Below are 24,344 nucleotides of genomic sequence, written 5' to 3'. Positions count from 1 at the left end.
TTGAATCGGGGTGATCGGGGCGGTCGGGATTATCGGGGTTATCGGGAAGGATATGGCTGGCTTCGCCAACCAATTTAAATAGTGTGCTTCGCACACGGCCTTTGGCGTGCAGCCTCTGCTGTTTTTTCAAACCCGCCTGTGCACAGGCCCCATATAAATTCTTGCCCCCTCAGGGGCACACCTTCCCGATACCCCCCGAGCTTCCCGATAACCCCGATACCCCCGATTCAAAAGCCGCCCCTGCTCAAAGTTTCTTTTCCTCTATCAAAGTCAAAAATGACATTCTCACTAATCCATGTTACTATGAATAAAAAGTACCAAGGAGGAAATCCCATGCGAAAACCGATTGCTGCCGTGACTGCCGACGTGCTTCTGGCCGATTTGAAGCCCATGAACCAGAAGATGGCCGCCTATGCGCCCCGCCCGCTTCTGGACGCCCTGGGACGGGCAGGGCTCATGCCCATCGTCCTTCCCTATAACGACTATCTGGAGCCGGAAGAATTCATCGATACCTTCGATGCCCTGGTGCTCCCCGGAGGACTCAATCCCACGCCCCGTCTCTACGGGGAAGAACCGCTCTGGTGCATCGGCCCTACTTTCATCAAACGGGACCTCTTTGAAATCGGCCTCATCAAAGCAGCCCTGAAGAAAGGAAAACCCATCCTTGCCATCTGCAGGGGCATGCAAATCCTGAATGTGGCTCTTGGCGGCACCCTCTGGCAGGACATGTCCGTGCAGAATAAAAGCTTCTACATCCAGCACATGCAGAAAGCGCCGGAAAATATCCCCACCCATTATGTGGAAATCATGAAAGACAGCCGCCTTCACGAAATCCTTGGCGACGGACTCTGCGTGAATTCCTACCATAAAGAAGGCATCAAAAAACTAGCCCCCTCCCTCAAAGAAACGGCACACTCCAGAGACGGACTCATCGAGGCCGTAGAAAGTGTGGATAATGACCAGATCTGCGGAATCCAGTGGCACCCGGAACTCATGGAGCCCTCTCTCATGGATCCGCTTTTTAAGGCATTTGCAGCTAAAGCCAGTCATTAGCAGTTGGTTTTTAGTTTTTAGAATCAGATTAAAAGTGGTCAGTGTGAAGTGATAAGTGGTAAGTGTTGGATATGGTTTCCTGCGGAAACCGATTTATGTAGTGCGCTCCGCGCACGGCCTTTGGCTCCCAATTTGTGCTAATGAGCCTTCACCTCGCCTGTGCACATCCCCATATATAATTTGCGGCCCATCAGGGCCGCCACCTTCACTTATCACTTACCACTTTTATTTCCAAAATGACAATAAAAAAATCCACCCGACTGAATCAGTCCGGTGGATTATCTTCCTAGGTAGCATCCAGGTTTTTCATGATCTGTTCCAGGACGCCTTTAAAGACTCGCATATCGCTCTCGGAGACGCCTTCGTAGAAGGACTGGTCGAGATCGATAGAGGCTTCGCGGCTGGCCTGTTCGACCTGTTTTGCCTTTTCTGTCATGAAGAGGCGGTATTTCCGTGCATCATCGGGCACTCTTTCCTTGCGGATGAGGCCTTTTTCAATCATGGACTTCACCATCACCGTAATGGTGGGATTCGTCAGATGGAGGTGGTCTTCCAGCGTCTTCTGGGTGACCACTTCTTTTTTATGAGTGGACAGATAGGCAATGATCAGGGACTGCCGTGCGGTCAGCCCGAATTTTTTCATGATTCCTGACTGGCGCAGCAGCATCTTCTTATGTGCCTGCCCAAGGTTATATGTCAGTCCCAGTTTATCACTGTCTGCCAGATCGCCTGGTCTCAAATGTACCTGTTTCTTCATATCCCTCACCTTGCTTTTGTGTACCGGAAACGGCCCGCTCCGTCTCCTTTCTCCGGTTAGAATTTGTCACTCTAACCTTTACAAAAAGTAATGTACTTATACATTAATTATACAACCTGCTAATTAAAGGCGTCAAAACCATTTTTTGAAATTTATTGTGTTCGATAAAGAATTCTTTTATAAGGGGATAATTCCATCATTTGCAAGATGGAGTCCTTTCGGATCTTCCATGAATTCCTGTACCTGCCAGCGGCCGTCCCTGTCCTGAAACGCATGGTATCGATGGCCGCCCAGCTGAATGAGGAAATAAATCCTCCCCAGACCTTCTCTTTTCACTACAGAGAAATCCGAGTCATTGACAAGACAATCTTTCTGCCAGACCACCTGCCGGTTCTGCCGGATGATCAGACTTTTCCCCTCTCCTGCGGGAGCAAGGGTGAATTCCACCATCCGCCCGAAGCCATCATCAAAGAGGAAAGACGACTCCCGGGCTTCTTCTTTCAGCGCTGAATCATACAGGGTGCAGCCCGGATCAGAAATCCCTTTGCCTGAAACTCCCGCCGGAATCAGAAAGACTGCCAGCGCCAGCGCCAGGATCTGCCGTTTCATAGGTTCCTCAATTCTTACAGGATTTTTCTTCCAACATTAAATGATTCTATACTTCTACTATCATTATAAAGCATGGAAATATTTCAAGTAAAGTAAAATTTATCAGAATAAAGGATTAAGAATCTGGAATAGTTTTTAGTTTTTAGTGGTTAGTGATTAGTAGTTGGTGGTCAGCTGCCGGCAGCCGTCATCAGAAGGTGAGCCGCATCTGGTACCAGACCACGTTTCCATGGGTGGAACCGGAGACGCCTTCATTTTGGAAGCCGAATTTCGCGTAGTAATGGACCAGTTGATCCTTGCAGGTGAGGACGATGCCCCGCCGGCCTTCTTCTTCCGCCTGCTTTTTGAACGCTTCCACGAGGCGAGCCGCGCAGCCTTCCCGCCGGCAGGAGGGGATGGTATTGAGGCCGAAAATCATCTGCCAGGCGCCTTTTTCATTGTGAAGGGACGCCTTTTCATACATCTCATCGGTGAGATCCTTCTCATCGGTTGCCATGCCGTCGATGAAGCCCACCAGTTTTCCATCCCTGTAAATCAGGAGGAAATGGGAAGGATAGACTTCGAGGCGCTCCTCTATTTCTTCTGCCGTAGCCGCTTCGGCCGCCGGAAAACATTCCGCTTCCACCGCTGCCAGGGGCTTCGCATCACTGATATTTCCTTTTCGAATTGTATATTCCATAGAAAGCCCCCTTTTAAACATGCTTTTATCTTATAGTACCAAAAGGAAACCTATATTGCAATTAGTTTTGTTGCAAATCTTTTGCATTTATTGTGTCGTACCGTTCAGGATGTTTACAGTCAATTTTCCCTGCAGCAGATAATGGTTAATGACTGTTTCTGCACAGACTGCAGGAAGCCGGAAATGACAGGAAATCGGACCACTCATTAACTAATTGCTCCTGTACAGTCAATCGCCGGAATGACCTGAAAGTCACCCGGCGATTGGCCATTAACTATTAACAATCCGCCCGCACATAAAAGACGATTCTTTCCTTTTGAAATGACACTCAGTAATGGGGCGCATCGGGATCGTGAATGATTTTTTCTTCGGGCTTTCTCACTTTTGTGAAACGGATGGATTTCACCCTGGGTTCCATGAGAAGGTGGAAGCCTGCGATTTCTCCCGCATCGTCGGCAAAGAAGGTGAGAGGGATTTCATAGAGGTCCGTATCTTCCTTCACTTCGTTCACCCGGAAGGTATCATAGTAAAGATGGGTCATGGGCCTGTCCCTGACTGCCCTTTCATCGAGGAACAGTTTTCCGTCCCTGATTTTCACGCGGAAGGTGCCATAGCCGCCGCTCTCGTAGGTTCCTTCATAGTCGGAAAGAGGATGAGAGAGGGGCCCTTTCGCGCGGCTCTCCGGGAGGCAGTGGAATTCCAGATGGTGGTACATGTCCTCCGGCGCATGGCTGCGGCCGGGGTCGGTGTACATGGCAAACCAGTCTTCTTCTCCCCGCCCCAGGAAGGCATCGAGGAGGAATCCCTGGATGGCAAAGATGAGGGGATTATCGGGGCAGTGCAGGTTCTGAAGGTAGACGGCCCCGCAGGAAAGGACGGGAATGTAGAACTGGAAGGCTGAGTAGCCCTCGATTTTTCCCGTATGCTGCTGGATGACGGAGCCCCGGTATTCCATGACCCGCCAGCCAAAGCCATATCCCAGGCTCCGCCCGCCCAGGACGTGAGGATAGTCCATAAGGATCTGGGGCGTGTGCATATCGAGGAATCCCTTTGGCTTTAAGAAATATTTTCCTTCCACCATACCTCCCTGAATGTGAAGGGAGAGCCATTTCACCATATCTTCTGCGGTACTCATGACGGAACCGCAGGGACCGGCCTGGTCGATATTCCAGGGAGGCACCTCATGAAGGCCCTGATTCCAGCGGAAGGGACGGGCCGAATTGGGATCGGCCAGCGCTTCCTCCATGAGGCAGCAGGTGCGATCCATATGAAGGGGCTCAAATATTTCCTCTTTTAAAATTTCCTCCCACTTCTTTCCCGTCACCTGCTCCAGAATGCCGCCGATAGCGGTGTACATGACATTACTGTACTGGGCCAGTGTACGGAAGGGCGCGGTGGGCTCCATGTATTTCAGTCTTTTTAAATATTCCACCCGGGAAATGGAATTGTCCGGCCAGGTACCGTCGTGGAAACCCACCCCTGTCCGGTGGCACATCATATCCCGGAGGGTCACGGCGGAGGTGGCTTCTTCATCCCAGAGTGCAAAGAAGGGCACGTAATTCTTCACCGGTTCGTCGATATCGAGGATTCCCCGCTCGGCAAGGCGCATGACCGCATAATCCGTCATGGATTTCGTGCAGGAACCGATGCCGGAAATGGTATCCGGCCGGAAGGGGTCCCCTTTTTCATTCCGCACGCCAAAGGAAAGGAAATTGACCCGGTCTCCTTCGATAAGGCCCAGGGCCATCCCGGGGACAGAGTAATAATCCATCATCCTTTGGATTAAATTTTTCAGTTTTTCCAGATCAACCATCGAGGCCTCCCAATTCCATCAGGTGCTCCGGTTCTTTGAAAGGTTTGCCGATCATAGGTACCGCAGCGATGAGTTCCTTCGTATAAGGATCTGAAGGATGTGTAAGAATCTGGTCGGAATCCCCTATTTCCACCAGGCTGCCCCGCTGCATGACAGCTGTGCGGTCGGAAATGTAGCGCACCACTGCCAGGTTATGTGAAATGAAAAGATAGGTGAGGTTCATTCTGCCCCGAAGGTCCATGAGGAGGTTCAGCACCTGGGCCTGCACGGATACGTCGAGGGCCGAAGTCGGTTCGTCGAGAATCAGGATGTCCGGTCTCGTCATCAGGGCACGGGCTATGGAAATACGCTGGCGCTGGCCGCCGGAAAATTCGTGGGGATACCGGTCCATCACGCTTTTCCGGAGACCTACGATTTCGAGCAGCATTTCCGCCCGTTCTCTTCTTTCTTTTTCCGTAAATTCCTTCATCACCCGCGCCGGTTCCATGAGGATATCCCCGATTTTCATGCGGGGAGAAAGAGAGGAATAGGGATCCTGGAAGACGATCTGCACTTTCTTCCGAAGTTCCCTGACTTCCGCTTCCTTCGCATGGGAAATATCCTTGCCGTAGAGGAAGATCTGCCCGCTGGTGGGTTCGATGAGGTGGATGATGAGATTGGCCAGAGTCGATTTCCCGCAGCCCGATTCGCCGACGATGCCCAGGGATTCCCCTTTCTTCAATGTGAGGCTCACGCCGTTTAATGCATGCACTTCCTTCTTTTTGCCCCAGAAGGTCCGGGTGCGGAAGGTTTTCGTCACATTTCTGATTTCCAGTATGTCCATGTTATCCCTCCTCCGGATGGCAGCAGTACACTTTGTGGCCGTTTCCGAAATCAAGTGCTTTCAGTTTTCCTTCGGTGCAGGCGGCGATGCAGCGGTGGCAGCGGGGAGCGAAGCGGCAGCCCGTCATTTTTTCCCTCGGGTCCGGCACCATCCCGGGGATGGCGAAAAGTTTCTGCCTGCTTCCGTCTTCCATGACCTTCGGAAGGGCCCCGATGAGGGCCTTCGTATAGGGATGGCGGGGGCTGCTGAGCACGTCTTTCGTTTCCCCTGTTTCCACGATATACCCGGAATACATGACGGACACGCGGTCGCATATTTCCGAAATGACCCCTAAATCATGGGAAATAAAGAGCACCGCTGTGCCTCTTTCGCGGCAGGCCTCTTTGATAAGATAAAGAATCTGGGCCTGCACCGTCACGTCCAGAGCCGTCGTCGGTTCATCGGCAATCAGAAGTTTCGGCTTGCAGGAAAGGGCCATGGCGATCATGACTCTCTGGCGCATACCGCCGGAAAGTTCATAGGGATAGCAGTCAAAGACATCTTCCGCATTTCGTATGTGAACGTCCCGGAGCAGCTGGACCGCCCGGGTATGGGCTTCTTTCTTCGTTATTTTTTCATGGGTCCTGATGACGTCGGTCATCTGGGTGCCTATGGTATACACAGGATTGAGGCAGGTCATGGGTTCCTGGAAAATCATGGATACGTCCCGCCCGCGGATGGCTTCCATATTTTTTTCGGAAATACCGAGGAGCTGCCGGCCGCAGAGATGGATGGACCCTTCCAGCTGCGCCCTATTTCCGCCGGGGAGAAGGCGGGTCACCGCAAAGGCGGTCATGGATTTGCCGCTTCCCGATTCGCCCACAAGGCCCATGATCTTCCCCGGTTCCACCGTGAGATTCACATTGTGAAGGATGGGCACAGGGCCTTTTTTCGACGGAAGAGCGAGAGAAAGATTTTCTATTTCCAGAATATTTTCCATCTTACTCAGCTCCTCTCGGGTCCAGAATGTCGCGCAGGCCATCGCCTAAAAGGTTGAAGCCCATGACGGTGATCAGGATGAAAATGCCGGGAAATGCGGCGTACCACCACTGGTCAATGGCATAGACCCGGGCGGTGGAAATCATGGCGCCCCATTCCGGCATGGGAGGCTGGGCGCCAAGGCCGATGAAGCTCATGGAAGAAGCGATCAGGATAGCATCTCCGATGCCCAGAGTCATCTGCACCATAAGAGGCGAGAGGCAGTTCGGAATGATGTGGTGGATGATGATCCACGCAGGAGAGGCGCCGAACGTATTGGCCGCCTTCACATAGGGCTCCGACTTCAGGGAGAGCACCTGCCCTCTCATGAGTCGCACGTACATAGGAATGCGGACGATACAGACCGCCAGCATGGTATTGAAGAGGCCCACACCGAGAGCCGCAGTCAGCGCCAGGGCCAGTACCATGGACGGGAAGGAAAGGACCATATCCGTCAGGGCCATAATCACCTGGTCCACCTTTCCTCCGCAGTAACCGGAAACAGAGCCGATCACCACTCCGATCACCGCTGCCAGGATGACGATGGAAAGGCCTACGGTAATGGAAATACGGGCACCGAAGAGGATTCTGGAGAAAATATCCCTTCCCATCTCATCAGTGCCAAAGAGGTGGACTGCCGACGGCGCCTGCAGACGGCCGGGGATATTCATGAGATTCGGGTCCCAGGGAGCGATGACCGGCGCCAGAATTCCCAGGAGGATGATGATGGCCACGATGATCATGCCCAGGAGCGTGAGGTGATTTTTAAGAAGCACCTCCACTGCCCTTTTCGCAAAAGTCTGGCGTTCCGGCTGAAATTCTTCCTTTTCATTCATCGGCCTTCACCTCCGCTCGAAATCTGTGGATTCAGGATATTGTAAATCATATCCACCACCATATTGATGATGACGTATCCCAGGGAAACCACCAGGGTAAATCCCATAATGGCAGGGAAATCCAGATAGGCGATGGAATCCATCACGTACTTCCCCATGCCCGGCCAGCCGAAGATGGTCTCCGTAATGACTGCGCCTCCCAGCAGTTCACCAATAGTGAGGCCCGTGATGGTGACTGTAGGGATCAGGGCATTTTTCAACGCATAATGATAAATGATCCGGTGCCTCGGAATCCCGCTGGCCCTTGCCGTACGGATGTAGTCCTGCTCCAGCACGTCCACCATGCCGCTTCGTACCTGCCGGGCAATGATGGCCAGCTGCGCATAGGCAAGGCACAGCGCCGGAAGGAGCAGATGATGGATGGCCGAAGCCACCACATCCATATTTCCTTCAATCAATCCGTCGATGATATAAAGCCCCGTCACATGAGCCGGCGGCGGAATGAACGCATCGAGCCTGCCGGAAGCCGGGAAAATGGGAATGACCTTGTAGAAAATGATGAGGCACACCACACCGGACCAGAAAAGAGGGATGGATACGCCGATCATGGAAATGATACGGGAAATATGATCCACCCAGGAATCCCGGTGAACGGCAGAAAGGACGCCCAGGAAAATACCGAAGACCACGGCAATCACCATGGCTGCCAGCGTCAGTTCCAGAGTAGCCGGGAAATACCTGGCCAGCTCACCGGAGACAGGCATCTGGGTGCGGATGGAAATCCCCATATCCCCATGGGCCAGGCCCTCCATGTACAGGGCGTACTGCGTGAGGATCGGCTTATCCAGACCCAGGGACTGGCGCGCCGCCTCGAGCACTTCCGGCGATGCATGGGGTCCCACCAGCATGCGGGCCGGGTCGCCCGGAATGACGTGGGAAATACAGAACGTCACGATGGATACGCCGATAAAGACAAAGATCAGGTGGATCAGACGCTGGAGGATGAATTTGAATGAAAGCATAGGGCCTCCTTTTTTCTGTGCAGGACAGAACGAGGTAGGAATGGATGACGAAAGAGAAGATTTCGTTTGTGGCAGTCTGGTAAATACTATGGTTTGAGTCAGATGCGGTTTTCGGGAGTCAGCCCCATCACGGCACGCCGCGATTGAGTCAATTCCGAGAATTCGGGGTGCGGGATGCGGGGTGCGGGAAGGTGTCGGCGCTGATGCACCGACGAGTTTATATGGGGATTATGCACAGGCGGGGTAATATACGATTAAAAGGAAATCGCGTAACGCTTGTACCTGTATTTCCACTTCGACATGGTCCTTGGGATAGCCCCCTTCACCCGCTCCCGGATGCGAGACGGGCTGCCGGATTCGACATGATTCATTTACGGGCAGCATCGTTAGTGTCTCAAGCATAACGAATACCTCAAAGTCCCTGGCTCAGTCGCCTCAGAACCACAAACCGCTATCGGCAGGCCATACGAATACCTTGAAGCTTCCGGCTCAAATGCCTCAAAAGCTCAAGCTGTAATCGGCAGGCAAAATCAAGTAACGCGAAAAAGGGCTTTTATTTCAAAGTCCTTTTCCGCTTGCCAGATGAAGTTGAAGTCCCCGATTTTTTTACCGGCAGAGGGGAATGGGCGGAGGATTCCGTTTCCCTCAAAAACTCATTCCTCCATTTTCCCGTTCTGTCTGTAATTAAGCACCACCTGGAGCCATATTTCATGCCCCGAAACTAAACCGGATAAACCGGGCACCTCAACATCCCGTCAGGATTTGGACAGAGCTTCGAAGTCGAACATGCTGTCCAGCATCGGATTGTAGGAGAAGCCCTTGATGTTGGCTCTCATCGGAGTAAGTACGTCGGTCTGGAAGAGGAAGAGGTATGGCGCTTCGTCGAAGGCGATGGCCTGTACTTTCTTGTAGATTTCCGTTCTCTTGTCTTTGTCGGTCATGACTTCTGCTTCACGGAGCATCTTGTCTACGCTGTCATTCTTGTAGAAGGAGCGGTTGCCCGGGAGGCCCCAGTAGGAGGAGTCAAGCCAGTAGGAAAGGAAGAACTGCGGATCGGAGTAGTCCGGGCTCCAGGTGCCCAGAGCCATCTGGAAGTCGCCTTTGTCTGCGCGCTGGCGGAAGGTAGCCCATGCCACTTTTTCCAGGTTGACCTTGATGCCCAGCTGGGACAGGTTGTTCTGGATGATGAGGGCTTCTGCTTCATCAAAGGGCGCATGGCCGGAGTAGAGAAGAGTCATTTCCGTTACATTTTCACCGGATGCAGCCAGGAGTTCTTTGGCCTTGTTCACATCATAGGTATACCCCTTGATGGAATCATCACGGCCCCACATGCCCTGCGGTACGGCTGCAGTGAGCTGTTTGCCTTTGCCCTTGACTGCACCTTCAATGATGGAATTGTAATCAATAGCATAGGAGAGGGCCTGGCGGAAGACTTTATTTGCCGTCGGTCCCTTCTGGTTGTTCAGGTAAACGATGGAGGTCAAAAGGGACGGATCGTCGTAAATCTTGATATCCTTGTTATCCTTCAGCTGATCCAGCTGGTCCATAGGAATGCCTTCCGCAATATCGATATCGCCCTTTTCGAGCTGCAGTCTCTGGGCAGAAGGATCTTTGATGGAATTGAATACGATGTGCTGGATGGCCGGTTTCTTTCCTGCATAGTTCTTCTGGGCATCGAGCTTGATGGACTGGCTCGGTGTGTAGGAAGTGATTTCATAGGCACCGGAACCCATGGTGTGGGTAGCCAGGTAATTGGTGCCCATATCATTGTCCTTTGCTTTTTCCATGACCTTCGGGTTCACGATGGAAGAACCGTTAACGGCAAGGGTATAGAGGAATGGAGCAAATGGTTTATCCAGTGTGAAGACGACGGTCTTTGCGTCAGGCGCTTCGATGGATTTCACAATCTTGAAATAGTCCGATGGGCCTTTCTTCATCTTCATGACACGTTCAATGGAGAATTTAACCGCATTGGCATCGACTGCGCTTCCGTCGGCGAATTTATGGCCTTCATTCAGGGTGAAGGTCCAGACAAGTCCGTCATCGGAAACTTTCCATTCCCTGGCCAGCGACGGTTCCACTTCAGTGGATGCTTTGCCGTTCACCGTTTTATATTTCACAAGACGTTCATAAGCCGGATAGGTGATCTGCCAGCCTTTGTTATCCATGGTGACTGCCGGGTCCAGGGTTTCCGGATCCACCGGCATACCTACCACGATGGTATCCTTCGGTACACCGCCGCCTGCTGCCGGTGCGGAGCTCTTGCTCCCGCCACCGCCGCCGCAGCCTGCAAAGCTGATAGCAGTCAGACCAACCAAGGAAGCAGCAACCAGAGTTTTCAGAAGTTTCTTCATAAATAATCCCCCCTGACTAAAAAAGCCGCACTTTCCCAAAAGTGCGGCCCCATTGCCCTTGAGACAACAAAAGCCTTTCCAAAAGGAAAGGCTTCTTTGTCTCGTTATTCTGATAGTTTTATTATAATCGTTTACTTCATGGAAGTAAATAGTTACAGCAGAGATTTGTAGAAATAGATATGATGTTTTTGGAAATAAAGATGATTTTTGTGGATAGAGGCAAGATCGATATTCGTTCTTCGTTCTTCGTTGTTCGTTCTTCGTGGAGGTGTGCCCCTGACGGGGCACGAATTTTATATGGGGTCTGTGCACAGGCGAGATGTATTACATCTGTTCTATGCTCCGTCAAGCAATTTAAAAACAGCTTTCTTTTGCCAGTTGAGAGCCAAAGGCCGTCGATGAAGCCGGCTAGATAAATTGATTTCCCGCAGGGGAACCATATACATCACGAATAACGAAGAACGAATAACGAACAACGACCACCACTACGTGAGAAAATCCAATTTCATCGCAAAAGCCGCTAAATCAATACCTCCCCGATATATCTCAGACTGTTTCTCCAGAAGACTTTCTCCACTTCCCCTTCCGTAAATCCCCCGTTTTGGAGGGCTTCGGCCAGGCGGCCCATTTCGGATGCGTCTTTAAGTTCCAGTTTCGGCTCGATCCCGTCGAAGTCAGATCCGATGGCAAGGACGTCGATTCCGCCTGCGTCCCTGATATGTACAGCGTGGCGGACGATATTTTCCAGTGTGGTGATTTCTTCAAATCCCGTGAAATGATTGGCAAAGTTAAGGCCGATGAGTCCTCCCTTTTCTCCGTAAAGGCGGATGAGGTCATCAGGAAGGTTCCTCTGGTGGCAGGTGACGGCTCTCGCATCGGAGTGGGAAGCGACGGGAGGCACATGGCATTTTTCCAGAATCTGCCGGGTTCCGATATCGTTGAGATGGCTCGTATCCACAATCATATGGAGGTGCTCCATTTCCTCAATGATTTCCCAGCCTCTTTTCGTAATGCCTTTGTCTTCCCCTTCCGTGCCGTTTGGAAAGGCAATTTCATTGGGATAATTCCAGGTGAGCGTCATGAGGCGGACTCCGTCTTTGTAAACCTGATGGAGCTTTTCGATGGAGCCTCCCACCACTTCTCCCCCTTCAATGGAAAGGAGCGCCCCGATTTTTCCGTCCGCTTCCGCATCCCGTATATCGTCCCGGTTCAGGATGGGTGTGATGCTGCAGCGGTTTTCCGCCATTTCCTTTCGGAAAGTGACAAGCAGCTCTTCGTACCTTCCCCAGGGGTCTTTAGAAACCCCGCTGTCCACCCAGAGGGCAAAGTCCTGAATGAAACAGCCCCCTTTCTTTAATTTATTTATATCTATATATAGAGAATTTTCCCTAAGACTCCCCGCCTCCGGATGGTCATGAAGCTCCGTGATCGTATCGCAGTGAAAATCAATGTACCGCATAAAAATCCCCTCCTATGCAGAAAAGGGCGTGCCCCACGCACGCCCCTTTGCTGATTCTGTAATTGATACTTCCTATTGTAAATAAAAGAGTCCCTCTTTGCAACGTATTTTAATAGAGATATTTTTCCCTTTTCCTGAATCTGCAAAAATGTACCTTCCCGCATCACGAATATAGTTGGGGATAGAGTCAATTTCTGCCTGCATTGGCTGGTCGACCTTTTCCCCTCCGCTGCGCTCCGGGACCTTTCCAACCGTGGAAAGGTGGTGCCCTGCAGTATAACAATGATTCTCCCCATATACGTCATGAAACTGCAGTGCAGATTTCTCAATAGTTTGCCATTGGGGCGGCTGAAACAAAAGAAACCCATCTTTCCAATCATAAACCAGTGCAGTTTCCTTATTTCCACTCATATGGGAGGCAAAGCCCGTCGGCCGAAGGCCGACTTCATAAGATTGGTTCGCGCAGCGAACCATATCCTTCCCGACAGCCCCGATACTCCCGATAGCCCCGACAACCCCGATTCAGCACAATTGTCTGAAATCGTCCCCGGGACAAATGACTCTAATTCCCCATTCAAAAACCGCACCGATTTGTGACTATTTCACAAAACCAGTGCGGTTTCCTATTTCACTTCAAACGGGAGGCGAAGCCCGCCGGCCGGCAGGCCGGATATATAAAATTGGTTTTCCGAAGGAAAACCATATCCTTCACGAACCACGAATCACGAACCACGAATCACGATTCAGCACAATTGTCTGAAATCGCCCCCGGGACAGATAAGGAAATTATTCTCCCATTTCCTCCAGCACGTGAGCGCATCTTGCGCAGACATGCGGATGTTTCGGGTCGGAATCTACGTCCGGAGTGCGTTTCCAGCAGCGTTCGCACTTTTCGAGGGTGCATACGGCCACTGTGCACTTCACGGTGCCTTCTTCATTGGAGGAAGCATTTTCCGGAGCCGCTGCAGTGCCTTCCACGATCTTTGCCTGGGATACGAGGCAGAAGTCGGCGAGGTCTTTTTCCATGGCTTTCAGGGCTGCAAAGTCTTCTCCATCTGCATAAACGGTGACTTCTGCATCCAGCGGATGGCCGATGGTCTTTGCCTGGCGCGCTTCTTCCAGAGCCTTGGTGACTACGGAACGGATGGCGAGCTGTTTCTTCCACTTTTCATCCAGTGCCTGGTCCAGGTACTTGTCATTTTCCTTCGGCATATCGCTCATATGAACGGACCATTCCCGTTCTTCCTTATTCGGCAGGGCCTGCCATACTTCTTCGGAAGTGAAGCAGAGTACCGGAGCCACGAGGCGGACCAGGGTGGTCAGGATTTCATACATGGCGGTCTGGGCAGAACGTCTCAGGAGGGAATCGTCTTTTTCGGTGTAGAGACGGTCCTTCAGGATGTCCAGGTAAATAGCGGAAAGGTCTACGGTGCAGAAATTGTGAACTGCATGGTACATCACATGGAATTCATAGTCATCGTAAGCTTTGAGGACGGTCCGTTTCACCTGTTCCATACGGAGGAGCGCCCATCTGTCCAGTTCTTCCATATCTTCATAGGCTACGGAATCTTTCTTCGGATCGAAGTCGTAGAGGTTGCCCAGGAGGTAACGGAAAGTATTTCTAATCTTTCTGTATACGTCGGACATGCCCTTTACGATCTTGTCGGACAGTCTTACATCGCCCTGATAGTCGACGGAGGAAATCCAGAGACGCATCACGTCTGCGCCGTATTTATTGATTACATCCTGCGGAGCAACGACGTTACCTACGGATTTGGACATTTTTCTGCCTTCGCCGTCCATGGTAAAGCCGTGGGTGAGGACTGCTTTGTACGGAGCATATCCGTTAACGGCTACGGAGCAGAGGAGGGAGGAATGGAACCAGCCGCGGTGCTGGTCGGAACCTTCAAGGTACAGGTCGCAGGGATAAGATACGCCTTTCCAGTCATCATGAGGGAAGCGGAGTACGCCGTTCCAGGTGGAACCGGAGTCGAACCATACGTCCATGATATCTTTTTCTTTGTGGAAATGGGTGCCGCCGCAGTGCGGGCATTTGAATCCTTCCGGCAGCAGTTCTTCAGCGGAATGAATCCACCATGCGTCGGTGCCTTCTTTTTCCACGATTTCTTCTACTTTCTTCATGGTTTCCGGAGTGATGACCCATTTGCCGCAGTCATCGCAGTAGAAAGCAGGAATCGGCACGCCCCAGGAACGCTGGCGGGAAATACACCAGTCCTGACGGTCGCGAATCATATTGTACAGACGGTCATGGCCCCAGGACGGGATGAAACGGGTATCATCCACAGCCTTCAGTGCCTTGTCTCTGAAATCATTGATGGATGCGAACCACTGATCGGTTGCTCTGTAGATGATCGGGTTCTTGCAGCGCCAGCAGTGTGCATACTGATGGTGAATGGATTTCTTACCGAGGAGCATGCCTGCATGAGCCAGAGCGGAAATGACCGGTCCTTCCACTTCCCAGATGGTCTTGCCTTCCAGACCCAGGCCTGCTTCAGCGGTCATTCTGCCTTTTTCATCAACCGGGCAGATGATCGGAAGATCCAGTTTGCCCTTATTTCTATAATCCTGGCAGATTTCAAAGTCGTCTACGCCGTGTCCCGGAGCCGTATGAACGCAGCCGGTGCCAGCATCCAATGTAACATGGTTGCCTTCGAGCACATAAGCCAGACGGTCGAGGAGCGGATGATGGAAAGTAGCCAGTTCCCATTCGGAACCCAGCATTTCACGGCCTACGAATTCATAGTCCGTCACTTTGCATTCTTCCAGGGACTTCGGAGCCAGTTCCTTGTTCATCAGGTAGTATTCGTCAGCTGCCTTGTTGTGAACCCATACATAGGTGAATTTCGGGTTCACGCAGATGGCTTCATTGGCCGGAATGGTCCAGGGGGTGGTGGTCCAGATGACGCAGAAGAGCTTTTCCTGCGGAACGCCTTCCGGAGCGAGACCCTTCAGGTCCACTGCCGGGAATTTGACGTAAATGGAAGGAGACTTTCTGTCCTTGTATTCGATTTCTGCTTCAGCCAGTGCGGTTTCGCAGTTCGGGCACCAGTAAACGGCCTTCTTACCTTTGTAAATATAGCCCTTGTTGGCCATTTCACCGAATACTTCCAGTTCCTTGGCTTCCAGATGCGGGTCAAAGGTTACATAAGGATGCTTGAAATCGCCCACAACGCCCATGCGGATGAAGTCAGCCTTCTGGATTTCGATCCATTTCTTCGCATAAGCCAGGCATTTTCTGCGGAGTTCCAGAGGAGTCATGTTCGCGCGGTCTTCTCCGGAATCCTTCAGTACTGCGTATTCAATCGGCAGACCGTGAGTATCCCAGCCCGGGACATAGTTGGCTTCATAGCCGGCCATATGTTTATAGCGGACAATGATATCCTTCAGGGTCTTGTTCAGGGCATGACCGATGTGAATCTTGCCATTTGCGTATGGCGGTCCGTCATGGAGAACGAAAGCCGGTGCGCCGTCTTTTCTTCTCTTTTCCAGTCTCTTCTCATACAGGTCGTTTTTGGCCCAGAATTCCACGAAGCCCGGTTCCTTCTTCGGCAGATTGCCGCGCATAGGGAACTCAGTCTGTGGCAGATGCAGTGTCTTGCTGTAATCCATTTCTAATCCTCCTAAAGGAAATTTGATTTCCTGAAATAAAAAAATCCCGTCCCGTGAGGGACGAGAATATTTCCCGTGGTACCACCCTGATGACCTTCCGGCCACTCGGTACAGTTAACGATGTCCCGTCAGGGCTTTTCTTCCCTGAAGCTCCGAAGTGATCCATCCGCCTGATGCACGCCCCCTCTCACCGGCCGGGAGCTCTCTTGGCTGCCATGCATGCGAAACGTCTTCATCTACGCTTGTCAGTATTTTTATATTGTACTTGTATCGTTTACGTAAGTCAAGGGGAAATGTGGAATTGTGACAATTGGCGCCTGAGTGGCAAGTGTAAAATGATAAGCTTTTGAATCGGGAATCACGGGGTTATCGGGAGTATCGGGGTTATCGGGGTTATCGGGGTTATCGGGAAGGTGTGCCGCTGATGCGGCACCTTTTTGATTGGGAATGTGCACAGGCGAGGTTGAAAAGCCCTGTACCACACCTTTGTCACTAAACTTGCCTGGTAATTTCGTCCGGCCCCCATCGGGGGAAGCTCCGCCAAAGCAGGTGTTGCGGGGCTTACTATCGTATAAGTCGATAATGACTCAAATTCCGGAATGTCTCAACAGTCCGCAGCCAAGAATGGGAGCCGAAGGCAAAATAAAAAACTCGCGGCCGCAAGGCCGCCACCTTCCCGCAATCCCAATTCCCAATTCCCAAATCCGTCTTCTCTCCCGCTTCCCCGATTGACTCAAACCATCTTCCTCCTCTACAATATATATGTATATATAATATGAAAGGAAAAATCATGTCGAAAAATACGTCCCATGACTTTACGAAAGGTCCCATCGTGGGGCCTTTCATCCGCTTTGCGCTGCCCATTATGGGAGCCATGTTCATCCAGGCTTTTTATGGAGCTGCAGACATGGCCATCGTGGGTCATTTTGCGCTGCGTGCCGACCTGTCCGGCGTAGCCACGGGAAACCAGGTGACCATGACTTTCATGATGATGCTGATGTCTTTTGCCATCAGCATTACCATCCTTCTGGGTCAGGCGCTGGGCGCAAAGAAAGGGGAGGAAGGCGGGCGCATCGTGGGAAGCGGTATTTTCCTCTGCCTTGCCCTGGGGCTTCTTCTCACGGCAGGCCTTGTGCTGGGCGCACCGGCACTTGCTGCCTTCATGAATGCGCCGGAGGAAGCTTTTTCGCAGACAGTTTCCTATATCCGCATCTGCGGCCTGGGAATGACGGCCATTATTTCCTACAATCTCATCGGTTCCATTTTCCGGGGGATTGGTGATTCCAGGACGCCCCTCATGGCAGTCATCATCGCTTCCATTTTCAATGTGCTCCTGGACCTTCTCTTTGTGGCGGTCTTTGGGATGGGCGCTGCCGGAGCCGCCTGGGCCACCATTATTTCCCAGGCCGCCTCTGTCCTGATTTCCCTTCTTTTTATAAGAAATATCTCCCTCCCCTTTTCTTTCAGGGTGAGCTATATCCGCTTTTCCCCGGAAATCACGAAACGGCTCCTCCGTCTGGGACTGCCTCTCACCCTGCAGGATATCCTCGTCTCTCTTTCCTTCCTCCTCATCATGGTCATTGTGAACATCCTCGGTCTCACGGCTTCTGCCTCCATCGGGGTGGCAGAGTCGGTATGCCGCTTCATCATGCTCATTCCGGCAGCCTTCGCCCAGTCCACTTCCGCCTTCGTGGCACAGAATGTAGGGGCAGAGCGTTTCGACCGGGCAGTGCGGACCCTCAGAAATTCCATCGCCCTGGCCCTTTGCGCAGGTATTTTCATCTTCTATCTCGCTTTCTTCCATGGAGAAATACTGACCGGCCTCTTCACAGGCGATCCGGCCGTCAGGGCAGGCGCAGCCGATTACCTCAAGGCCTACGCCATCGACTGTATACTCACCTCCATCCTCTTTTCCTCCATCGGCTTTTTCAACGGCATCGGATTTACCAGATTTGTCATGATTCAGGGAATCATAGGTTCCATGTTGGTCCGCGTCCCCGTTTCCTACCTGATGAGCCTTGAGGTACCGCCGAGACTCTTCCACATAGGCCTCGCCACTCCTTCTTCCACCTTCGTACAGATTATCCTCTGCCTTGCCGCTTTTATCTACGTGAAGCGGAGAGGATTCCGGGTGTAATAGGTGCTAGATAATGGTTAATGGATAGAAAAACTTTCATTCCGGACTGGAAACTTTCTATCGTGGTTAATAGGTAATGAACTGAATAACTTTCGTATCATTTCGTCCGCAAAACCGGATATAAAGGTTAATGGTTAATGGCTAATAAATAACCAGGAATCCGACCGGATATCCCCGCCTGTGCACATCCCCCATACATACTTTGCACCGCATCAGCGGTGCCTCCGCCCCTTACCCCTTTTCCCTTTCCCCATAAGAAAAGAAGCCGGCTGTCTCACAGCCGGCTTCTTTTGATTTATCTGCTCTGCTTCATCCGTTCCAGACGGAGTTTCTTGTCCCAGATATAGATATAGAAGACTTTTCCATAGATGGGATGGTCGTACATCTTTCCGAAGCCTTCCACGAATACTTGATTTCCTTTGGACGTCACTACGTGGTAGCAGATGAAATTCGTCATTTCCTTCCTTCTCCCCTGTGCGATGATTTCCTGTTTCATCTGCGCCAGGTCTTCCGGAAGGACGATGGAGAAGAAGCCCTGCTTCGTGTATTTCGTAAATTCCTCGTAACTGTCGCACTCGAGAAGATGCATGGTATTGATATTGGCGAAAAGGATGGTCTCCTCTTCATCGGCCCGGCACACGAGGAGAGATCCCGGCATGTGCTCGGAAACGTCTGCCAGATTGAAGCCGAACTGCATCCTCCGCCTCGGTTCGTCGGAGTGATCCAGGTACCGGCGCCAGCCCGCCTTGCCGTTGATCTTGGCCCCGTAGAGCGCATAATCTGCCAGCACGCAGAGCTTGCTGTACACATCGCCCTGCTCCGGATACGCGGCGCAGCCCAGAGAAGTGAAAAATTTGATTTCCTTCCCGTGACTGTAAGCGATATGAGGATTCACCGTGAAATGATCCAGCTTCTTCACCAGTTCCTCCCGGTCCCTGCAGGGATGGAAAAGGATGAACTCATCGCCACCGTTGCGGGTAATCAGCGTCTCTTCCCCGAAAGTATCCTTCATATCCGCCACCAGCCGGCGAAGCGCATCGTCCCCTGCCCTGTGGCCGTACACATCATTGACCACCTTGAAATTATCGATATCCAGCGCCAGGACCATGGCCGGTTCCCCTTTATGGTCTTCCAGGTACCGCTCCACTGCCTCGTCGCCTCCCTTGCGGTTGTATACACCGGTGAGGGCATCGGTGCTTCCCATGATGAGAAGCCGGCGGTTCTGCTTCCAGAGGAAACCGATGCCTCCGGAAATAAGGATTCCAAGAATGGTGGTCAAAGCCATAGCCCAGCGGGAAACACTGTGATCCGTGGAGCGCAGCGTAATCTGCCACTCATCTCCGAGGATCGTGAGCTTTGCAAAAGGACCTCCGTCCTTTGTATGACCTGCTTCCTTCACCACATGAGGCGCATCATCCCAGGCATTCTGATGAACGAGCGTATAATCCAGATTCTGCTCCACCAGGGTCGTCACATTTTCTTTCTTAAGGATAGCCTCTTCATCGGCAATCATCAGGAGATAGCCCCAGAAATCGGGATCTCCCCTCAGAAATACAGGATGAATCATCACGAGGCTGGAACGGCCGTCCCCGATATCCACCGAATCCGCCACCACCGGTCCCCGCTTTTCCCGAGCCGCCTTTGCGGCAGCGGAAAGCTTCCCTTCCAGAAGTTTCCTTCCCGAAAGTCCCATGTGAGGCGAAGCAGACAAATCCTCCCCGGAAGCAGGAACAGCCTCCACATTCCGGATCGTCGTATCCGCATCCACGAAAAGGCGCAGTTCTTCCGCATAAAAAGCAAATCCCCGCGGATTCATCTGGATCCGGCTCTCCATGGTCCTCATGAGCCTTTCAAACCAGCCCAGCGAATCCTGCAGCCCTGATATACGATGTACCGCAAAAGGCGTAAATATTTCCAGATTTCTCTCACGAACCTCATGAGAAATATAAACATCCGCCAGAAGGGTCAGGATGAGGCCTGTCAGAAAAACAGGCAGACTGATGGACCGAAGAATCGCCCTGAACCTGCTGCCAAGTCCCATCGCAGGCACCTCCCTGCTCCCGTAAAATACCTTAATCGCATTGAAATATGACAAAATATGATTTTACTTCAATCTTATTATACTATTAACTAACGGAAAAGTTAATTGTTTATAACATAATTGAAACTGGCAGAAATAGGATTCTGTCGGGGAAGCAGGGAATGGGGAATGGGTAATGGGTAATGGGTAATGGGTAATAGGTAATAGCTAATGGGTAATGGCTTCTGATTCATACGAATGGAAAGCTGTACATTGAGGTTAATGGATCATGGCCGATGGGCTTTCGATTCATACGAATGGAAAGCTGTACATTGGGGTTAATAGTTTATGAATGAAATGGCTTTGTGTCCATGCTGATGGATGGCTGTTCATTGGGGTTAATGGATTATGGCCGATGAGCTTTCGATTCATACGAATGGAAAGCTGTACATTGAGGTTAATAGTTTATGAATGGAATGACTTTGTGTTCATGCTGATGGATGGCTGTACATCGGGGTTAATGGATCATGGCAGATGGGCTTTCGATTCATACGAATGAACGACTGTACATCGGGTTAATGGTTAATGAATGGAATGACTTTGTGCAGATGGGTTTTCGATTCATACGAATGAACGACTGTACATCGGGTTAATGGTTAATGAATGGAATGACTTTGTGTTCATGCTGATGGATGGCTGTACATTGAGGTTAATGGATCATGGCCGATGGGCTTTCGTTTCATACGAATGGAAAGCTGTACATTGGGGTTAATAGTTAATGAATGGAATGACTTTGTGTCCATGCTGATGGATGGCTGCACATCGGGGTTAATGGGTTAATCGGTGAAGGACTTTTAGTCCTTACAAATGAAGAACTGTGCATTTTGTTAATGGGTAGGCGTCGAACGGTTTTCAATCCATATCTGCCCTGCCTGTGCAGAGTCCCCACAAAAAAATCCGGCGCCCATCAGGGCGCCTGCCTTCCCGAAATCCGAAGTCCGAAATCCGTTTTTTCATTTCACCACAAAAAGCCACGAAGCGGGGGCTCTTCAGTCATCCGCTTTGTGGCTTTCTGTTTTCAACATTTACAAGTTAGTTAGTTTCTTTTTTCTACATGGTACCATATAGTGAGCTTTTCTTCGCTCCCCGCCTTCTCTGAGAATGGCCGCGGCAGGGACTTGCGCGTTTTCTTCAGCTCTGCCTATATAGTACAAAAAGCCGTTTTTATTTTTGAAATTTATTATAGATTCTTTTTATATAAAGGTGCCTTTCTTCCTTGCAGCCAAATGATAACTCCTGAGCACTCACTTCAGCAATAAATGTTATAATTAGATTAACGAATCCAAGTCTGAGTTTCATTGAGGAGGTTTGTCATGGCTTACAAAATGATTCACACGGTCATCGAAAAGGGAATTGAGACGATTACCCTGGATTATGCGCCCACATTGAATGCGCTGGATATGAATATGGCCCTGGAGCTGGAAGATGCGCTGAAAGCAGCAGAAGCGGATCCGGAAGTCAAAGTTCTGGTATTGACCGGTGCGGGCCGGGCATTTTCTGCAGGCGGCGATATCCGTTACATGAAGGCACACTGCGACGAACCGGATTTCTCTCAGAAATCCATGGCCCCTCTGGCAGGGAAGCTTTCTGAAATCGTACTTTATATGAAAAAAATGTCGAAGATCATCATTTGTGCGGTAGCCGGCGCCTGTGCAGGCGGTGCGGCAAACCTTGCTTTTGCCTGTGATTTCGTATACTGCTCGGACAATGCGAAATTCCTGCAGGCTTTCGTGGGCATCGCTCTCTGCCCGGATACGGGAGGCGTCTATTTCCTGCCAAGAATCATCGGCAGCCACCGGGCCTTTGACCTCTTTGTCACCGGCAGGGCAGTGAAGGCGGATGAAGCCCTTTCCATCGGACTGGTCAAGGAAGTGACCACGAAAGAAGCGCTCCTCCCCACGGTCTATGCTTTTGCCGAAAAACTCACCCAGGGACCGCTCCTTGCCTATAGAAATATGAAGAAGCTCATGTTCGTTTCTCTCTATAAAGGCTTTGAAGATTACATGAAGGACGAGGCCGTGTACCTTGCCCAGTGCTCGGGCTCTGAAGATTTCAAGGAAGGCATCACCGCATTCCTTGAAAAGAGAAAACCAAATTTCCAGGGGAAATAATATGAATCCACTTTCCACCTTTACTGCCGGTCATGTCAGTGTCTCCGTTTTTGGAAATAAAAAGGCAGAAACCGTCATTTACATCCCAATCCCTGTGACGGAAGTCATGGAGACCGCTCATCTCACAGAAGAATTTCCTCTCCTCCTTGCTTTTATAGACGGAATGGACTGGAACAGGGACCTTTCCCCCTGGCCGGCTCCGAAAGTATTCCGGCAGGAGGAAGATTTTTCGGGGAAAGCGGACGATTTCCTGGCGCTCCTTGCAGCAGAAGTATTTCCAAAGGTGGAGAGCCTTCCCGAACGTCCGCCGGAAAAGAGGATGCTCGCCGGTATTTCCATGTCCGGCCTCTTTTCCCTCTACGCAGGAACGAAGCGGAATGAATTCGACGCCCTGGCCTCCATTTCCGGCGCCCTCTGGTACGATGATTTCCATTTCTATCTGGAAACTCATCCTCTTTCCGAAAAGGTGCAGCGGGTGTACCTGTCCCTTGGAAATAAGGAAAAGAAGACGAAGAACCCCCGCATGGCCCGCGTGGAAGAAGCCACCCTTGCCATACGCGGACTTTTCGAAAAGCAGGGGAAAGAAATCATTTACCAGTCGAACCAGGGAAACCATTTCGTCTATGGAGCGGAACGGCTGGAGGAAGCCATCCGCTATCTGCTGACGGGAAAGCCCTGGAAAGGGCCCCACAGCCTCTCCATCCTTTGAGGCAGCTATGGAAAAGGAAATGATTTACAAAGGCTATATGGATTCTCCCATAGGCCTTCTGGAAATAGGGGCCACAGAAAAAGGACTCCGCCGGGTGGAACGCTGCGAAAAGCAGGCAGAGACCCGTGAAAATGATCTCGTCCGCCGCTGCAGAGAGGAACTTTCCGAATATTTCGCCACCCGGCGGAAATCCTTCGACCTGCCCCTTGACCCGGTGGGCACGGATTACCAGAAAAAAGTATGGAAAATCCTAGAAACCATCCCTTATGGAGAGACCATGACCTACGGAGAAGTGGCCGCAAAAGCAGGAAATCCGAAAGGCTCCCGCGCCGCAGGAGGCGCTGTCCACAATAACCACATTTTAATCCTCATCCCCTGCCACCGGGTAATCGGCAAAAACAGGACCTTGACCGGCTTTGGCGCAGGACTGGACAATAAAGAAATCCTCCTCCGCCTGGAAGGGAAAAAACTGGCGGAAAGCAGAAAAGGCATGGCAGCGGATAAAGTACTTTAAATGAAAAAGCCTTGAGACTCATGGAGTCTTCAAGGCTTTTTTCTGTAACAGATGTAAAATTTCCATATAAAAATGGGTGCCCTGATTATTTCAAGGCGCCCACCTGCACTTGCCACATTTTACTAACCACGACCGATTTCCCCCTTCAGGCATATTTCGTCAGTAAGTCCCATTTTGATTTCTATGGGCTTTTCTCCCTGCCTGTGTATATTCCCCATACATATCTGGCGGCCATCAGGCCGCCACCTTCCCGACAATCCCGATAACCCCGTCACCCCCGGGATTCCCGATTCAAAAGCTGCTGCACCTTAAAGTTTTATTTCCAGATATTCCAAATAAAAAAGAGGCGCCCACCTGCACGAATCATGGACCACGAATACCGCAGCTGACTCAAACCATAGCGGCTGCCCAAAGGCCCAAAGATCATTACGGTACGCATAGCCTTTCCTGGTCAATCCCGATGGCTGGGATCGTACGCCCCTTCTGTCCTTTGGACACCTCCCCGGACGCGGGGAGGACGCGTTTAACCACCCGGGTCTATTTCGATATGTACCTTCATCCCGTGATTCCATCGGTCACCTTCCGATGAAACTATCAGTGAGGAAAACGGGCATTTCATCCCCGCCTGTGCAAAGTCCCAATAAAAGAAATCCACCAGCATAGCTGGTGGTTCTTCACATGCGGCCACAAGGGCCTTTTATTACTGGCTGCGCGTTAACGCGCTTGTGCTTCTGTCACTTG

At 51.2% G+C, this 24,344-nt stretch carries 18 protein-coding genes; 5 read left to right on the top strand and 13 right to left on the bottom strand.

Translation table 11 applies throughout. The features are described 5' to 3' along the window. The first annotated feature begins 333 nt into the window (after positions 1-333). Positions 334-1,053, top strand: coding sequence for a gamma-glutamyl-gamma-aminobutyrate hydrolase family protein (locus tag QZN42_RS06610; protein WP_296955635.1), 720 nt, complete (start codon positions 334-336; stop codon positions 1,051-1,053). Between the two features lie 286 nt (positions 1,054-1,339). Here the strand turns inward: QZN42_RS06610 and QZN42_RS06605 are convergent, their stop codons facing one another. The 12 genes from QZN42_RS06605 to ileS form a co-directional block, all read right to left on the bottom strand. Beyond that, a complete protein-coding gene (locus QZN42_RS06605; RefSeq protein ID WP_296955633.1) occupies positions 1,340-1,810 on the bottom strand; it encodes a MarR family winged helix-turn-helix transcriptional regulator in 471 nt (156 codons plus the stop codon). A 177-nt stretch (positions 1,811-1,987) separates the two neighbouring features. Beyond that, complete coding sequence (locus QZN42_RS06600) at positions 1,988-2,419, bottom strand: hypothetical protein (RefSeq protein WP_296955631.1); 432 nt, start codon at positions 2,417-2,419, stop codon at positions 1,988-1,990. 190 nt (positions 2,420-2,609) lie between these two features. After that, positions 2,610-3,098 (bottom strand): GNAT family N-acetyltransferase, encoded by a 489-nt coding sequence (locus QZN42_RS06595; RefSeq protein WP_296955629.1) that lies wholly within the window; start codon positions 3,096-3,098, stop codon positions 2,610-2,612. 328 nt (positions 3,099-3,426) lie between these two features. Beyond that, positions 3,427-4,911 carry a serine hydrolase gene (locus QZN42_RS06590; protein ID WP_296955627.1) on the bottom strand — a complete coding sequence of 495 codons (1,485 nt, stop codon included), beginning with the start codon at positions 4,909-4,911 and terminating at the stop codon, positions 3,427-3,429. Then, a complete protein-coding gene (locus tag QZN42_RS06585) occupies positions 4,904-5,734 on the bottom strand; it encodes an ABC transporter ATP-binding protein (protein ID WP_296955624.1) in 831 nt (276 codons plus the stop codon). Before QZN42_RS06585 ends, QZN42_RS06590 begins: the two co-directional genes overlap by 8 nt. A gap of 1 nt (position 5,735) precedes the next feature. Further along, the gene (locus tag QZN42_RS06580; RefSeq protein ID WP_296955623.1) at positions 5,736-6,713 is read right to left on the bottom strand and encodes an ABC transporter ATP-binding protein; all 978 of its coding nucleotides are present in this window, start codon (positions 6,711-6,713) and stop codon (positions 5,736-5,738) included. Position 6,714: 1 nt separating this feature from the next. Next, positions 6,715-7,587 carry an ABC transporter permease gene (locus QZN42_RS06575; protein ID WP_296955621.1) on the bottom strand — a complete coding sequence of 291 codons (873 nt, stop codon included), beginning with the start codon at positions 7,585-7,587 and terminating at the stop codon, positions 6,715-6,717. Beyond that, positions 7,584-8,609 (bottom strand): ABC transporter permease, encoded by a 1,026-nt coding sequence (locus tag QZN42_RS06570; RefSeq protein WP_296955620.1) that lies wholly within the window; start codon positions 8,607-8,609, stop codon positions 7,584-7,586. The genes QZN42_RS06575 and QZN42_RS06570 overlap by 4 nt, the downstream gene beginning before the upstream one ends. 755 nt (positions 8,610-9,364) lie before the next feature. After that, positions 9,365-10,963, bottom strand: a complete 1,599-nt coding sequence (locus QZN42_RS06565) for an ABC transporter substrate-binding protein (RefSeq protein WP_296955618.1) — start codon at positions 10,961-10,963, stop codon at positions 9,365-9,367. 520 nt (positions 10,964-11,483) lie between these two features. Further along, complete coding sequence (locus QZN42_RS06560; RefSeq protein WP_296955617.1) at positions 11,484-12,422, bottom strand: dipeptidase; 939 nt, start codon at positions 12,420-12,422, stop codon at positions 11,484-11,486. 72 nt (positions 12,423-12,494) lie between these two features. Next, the gene (locus QZN42_RS06555) at positions 12,495-12,896 is read right to left on the bottom strand and encodes a hypothetical protein (protein WP_296955614.1); all 402 of its coding nucleotides are present in this window, start codon (positions 12,894-12,896) and stop codon (positions 12,495-12,497) included. A 312-nt stretch (positions 12,897-13,208) separates the two neighbouring features. Continuing rightward, positions 13,209-16,052: an isoleucine--tRNA ligase gene (gene ileS, locus QZN42_RS06550; RefSeq protein WP_296955612.1), complete on the bottom strand. Its 2,844-nt coding sequence runs from the start codon at positions 16,050-16,052 to the stop codon at positions 13,209-13,211. 790 nt (positions 16,053-16,842) lie between these two features. Between ileS and QZN42_RS06545 the strand changes: the two genes are divergently transcribed. Next, on the top strand, positions 16,843-18,189 hold the full coding sequence (locus tag QZN42_RS06545) for an MATE family efflux transporter (protein WP_296955610.1): 1,347 nt from the start codon (positions 16,843-16,845) through the stop codon (positions 18,187-18,189). Between the two features lie 295 nt (positions 18,190-18,484). On the opposite strand, the gene QZN42_RS06540 is transcribed toward QZN42_RS06545, so the two are convergent. Further along, positions 18,485-20,230, bottom strand: coding sequence for a GGDEF domain-containing protein (locus tag QZN42_RS06540; RefSeq protein ID WP_296955608.1), 1,746 nt, complete (start codon positions 20,228-20,230; stop codon positions 18,485-18,487). A 1,352-nt stretch (positions 20,231-21,582) separates the two neighbouring features. On the opposite strand from QZN42_RS06540, the gene QZN42_RS06535 reads away from it, so the two are divergent. Genes QZN42_RS06535 through QZN42_RS06525 form a run of 3 tightly spaced genes read left to right on the top strand, consistent with a single transcriptional unit; the run spans position 21,583 to position 23,603 of the window. Further along, positions 21,583-22,380, top strand: coding sequence for an enoyl-CoA hydratase/isomerase family protein (locus QZN42_RS06535; protein WP_296955605.1), 798 nt, complete (start codon positions 21,583-21,585; stop codon positions 22,378-22,380). 1 nt (position 22,381) lies between these two features. Continuing rightward, positions 22,382-23,089 (top strand): alpha/beta hydrolase, encoded by a 708-nt coding sequence (locus QZN42_RS06530; RefSeq protein WP_296955603.1) that lies wholly within the window; start codon positions 22,382-22,384, stop codon positions 23,087-23,089. Positions 23,090-23,096: 7 nt separating this feature from the next. After that, a complete protein-coding gene (locus QZN42_RS06525) occupies positions 23,097-23,603 on the top strand; it encodes a methylated-DNA--[protein]-cysteine S-methyltransferase (RefSeq protein WP_296955600.1) in 507 nt (168 codons plus the stop codon). The last annotated feature ends 741 nt before the right edge of the window (positions 23,604-24,344 follow it).

Source organism: uncultured Dialister sp., assembly GCA_900314595.1.
Classification (GTDB): domain Bacteria; phylum Bacillota; class Negativicutes; order Veillonellales; family Dialisteraceae; genus Dialister.
Note: the sequence above shows the minus strand (reverse complement) of the source record. Positions and strands in the feature narration are given on the sequence as shown.

Bases quoted from the DNA above. Each gene is read 5' to 3' on its own strand.
- QZN42_RS06610 (WP_296955635.1), top strand. From the start codon at position 334: ATGCGAAAACCGATTGCTGCCGTGACTGCCGACGTGCTTCTGGCCGAT.
- QZN42_RS06605 (WP_296955633.1), bottom strand. From the start codon at position 1,810: ATGAAGAAACAGGTACATTTGAGACCAGGCGATCTGGCAGACAGTGAT.
- QZN42_RS06600 (WP_296955631.1), bottom strand. From the start codon at position 2,419: ATGAAACGGCAGATCCTGGCGCTGGCGCTGGCAGTCTTTCTGATTCCG.
- QZN42_RS06595 (WP_296955629.1), bottom strand. From the start codon at position 3,098: ATGGAATATACAATTCGAAAAGGAAATATCAGTGATGCGAAGCCCCTG.
- QZN42_RS06590 (WP_296955627.1), bottom strand. From the start codon at position 4,911: ATGGTTGATCTGGAAAAACTGAAAAATTTAATCCAAAGGATGATGGAT.
- QZN42_RS06585 (WP_296955624.1), bottom strand. From the start codon at position 5,734: ATGGACATACTGGAAATCAGAAATGTGACGAAAACCTTCCGCACCCGG.
- QZN42_RS06580 (WP_296955623.1), bottom strand. From the start codon at position 6,713: ATGGAAAATATTCTGGAAATAGAAAATCTTTCTCTCGCTCTTCCGTCG.
- QZN42_RS06575 (WP_296955621.1), bottom strand. From the start codon at position 7,587: ATGAATGAAAAGGAAGAATTTCAGCCGGAACGCCAGACTTTTGCGAAA.
- QZN42_RS06570 (WP_296955620.1), bottom strand. From the start codon at position 8,609: ATGCTTTCATTCAAATTCATCCTCCAGCGTCTGATCCACCTGATCTTT.
- QZN42_RS06565 (WP_296955618.1), bottom strand. From the start codon at position 10,963: ATGAAGAAACTTCTGAAAACTCTGGTTGCTGCTTCCTTGGTTGGTCTG.
- QZN42_RS06560 (WP_296955617.1), bottom strand. From the start codon at position 12,422: ATGCGGTACATTGATTTTCACTGCGATACGATCACGGAGCTTCATGAC.
- QZN42_RS06555 (WP_296955614.1), bottom strand. From the start codon at position 12,896: ATGGTTCGCTGCGCGAACCAATCTTATGAAGTCGGCCTTCGGCCGACG.
- ileS (WP_296955612.1), bottom strand. From the start codon at position 16,052: ATGGATTACAGCAAGACACTGCATCTGCCACAGACTGAGTTCCCTATG.
- QZN42_RS06545 (WP_296955610.1), top strand. From the start codon at position 16,843: ATGTCGAAAAATACGTCCCATGACTTTACGAAAGGTCCCATCGTGGGG.
- QZN42_RS06540 (WP_296955608.1), bottom strand. From the start codon at position 20,230: ATGGGACTTGGCAGCAGGTTCAGGGCGATTCTTCGGTCCATCAGTCTG.
- QZN42_RS06535 (WP_296955605.1), top strand. From the start codon at position 21,583: ATGGCTTACAAAATGATTCACACGGTCATCGAAAAGGGAATTGAGACG.
- QZN42_RS06530 (WP_296955603.1), top strand. From the start codon at position 22,382: ATGAATCCACTTTCCACCTTTACTGCCGGTCATGTCAGTGTCTCCGTT.
- QZN42_RS06525 (WP_296955600.1), top strand. From the start codon at position 23,097: ATGGAAAAGGAAATGATTTACAAAGGCTATATGGATTCTCCCATAGGC.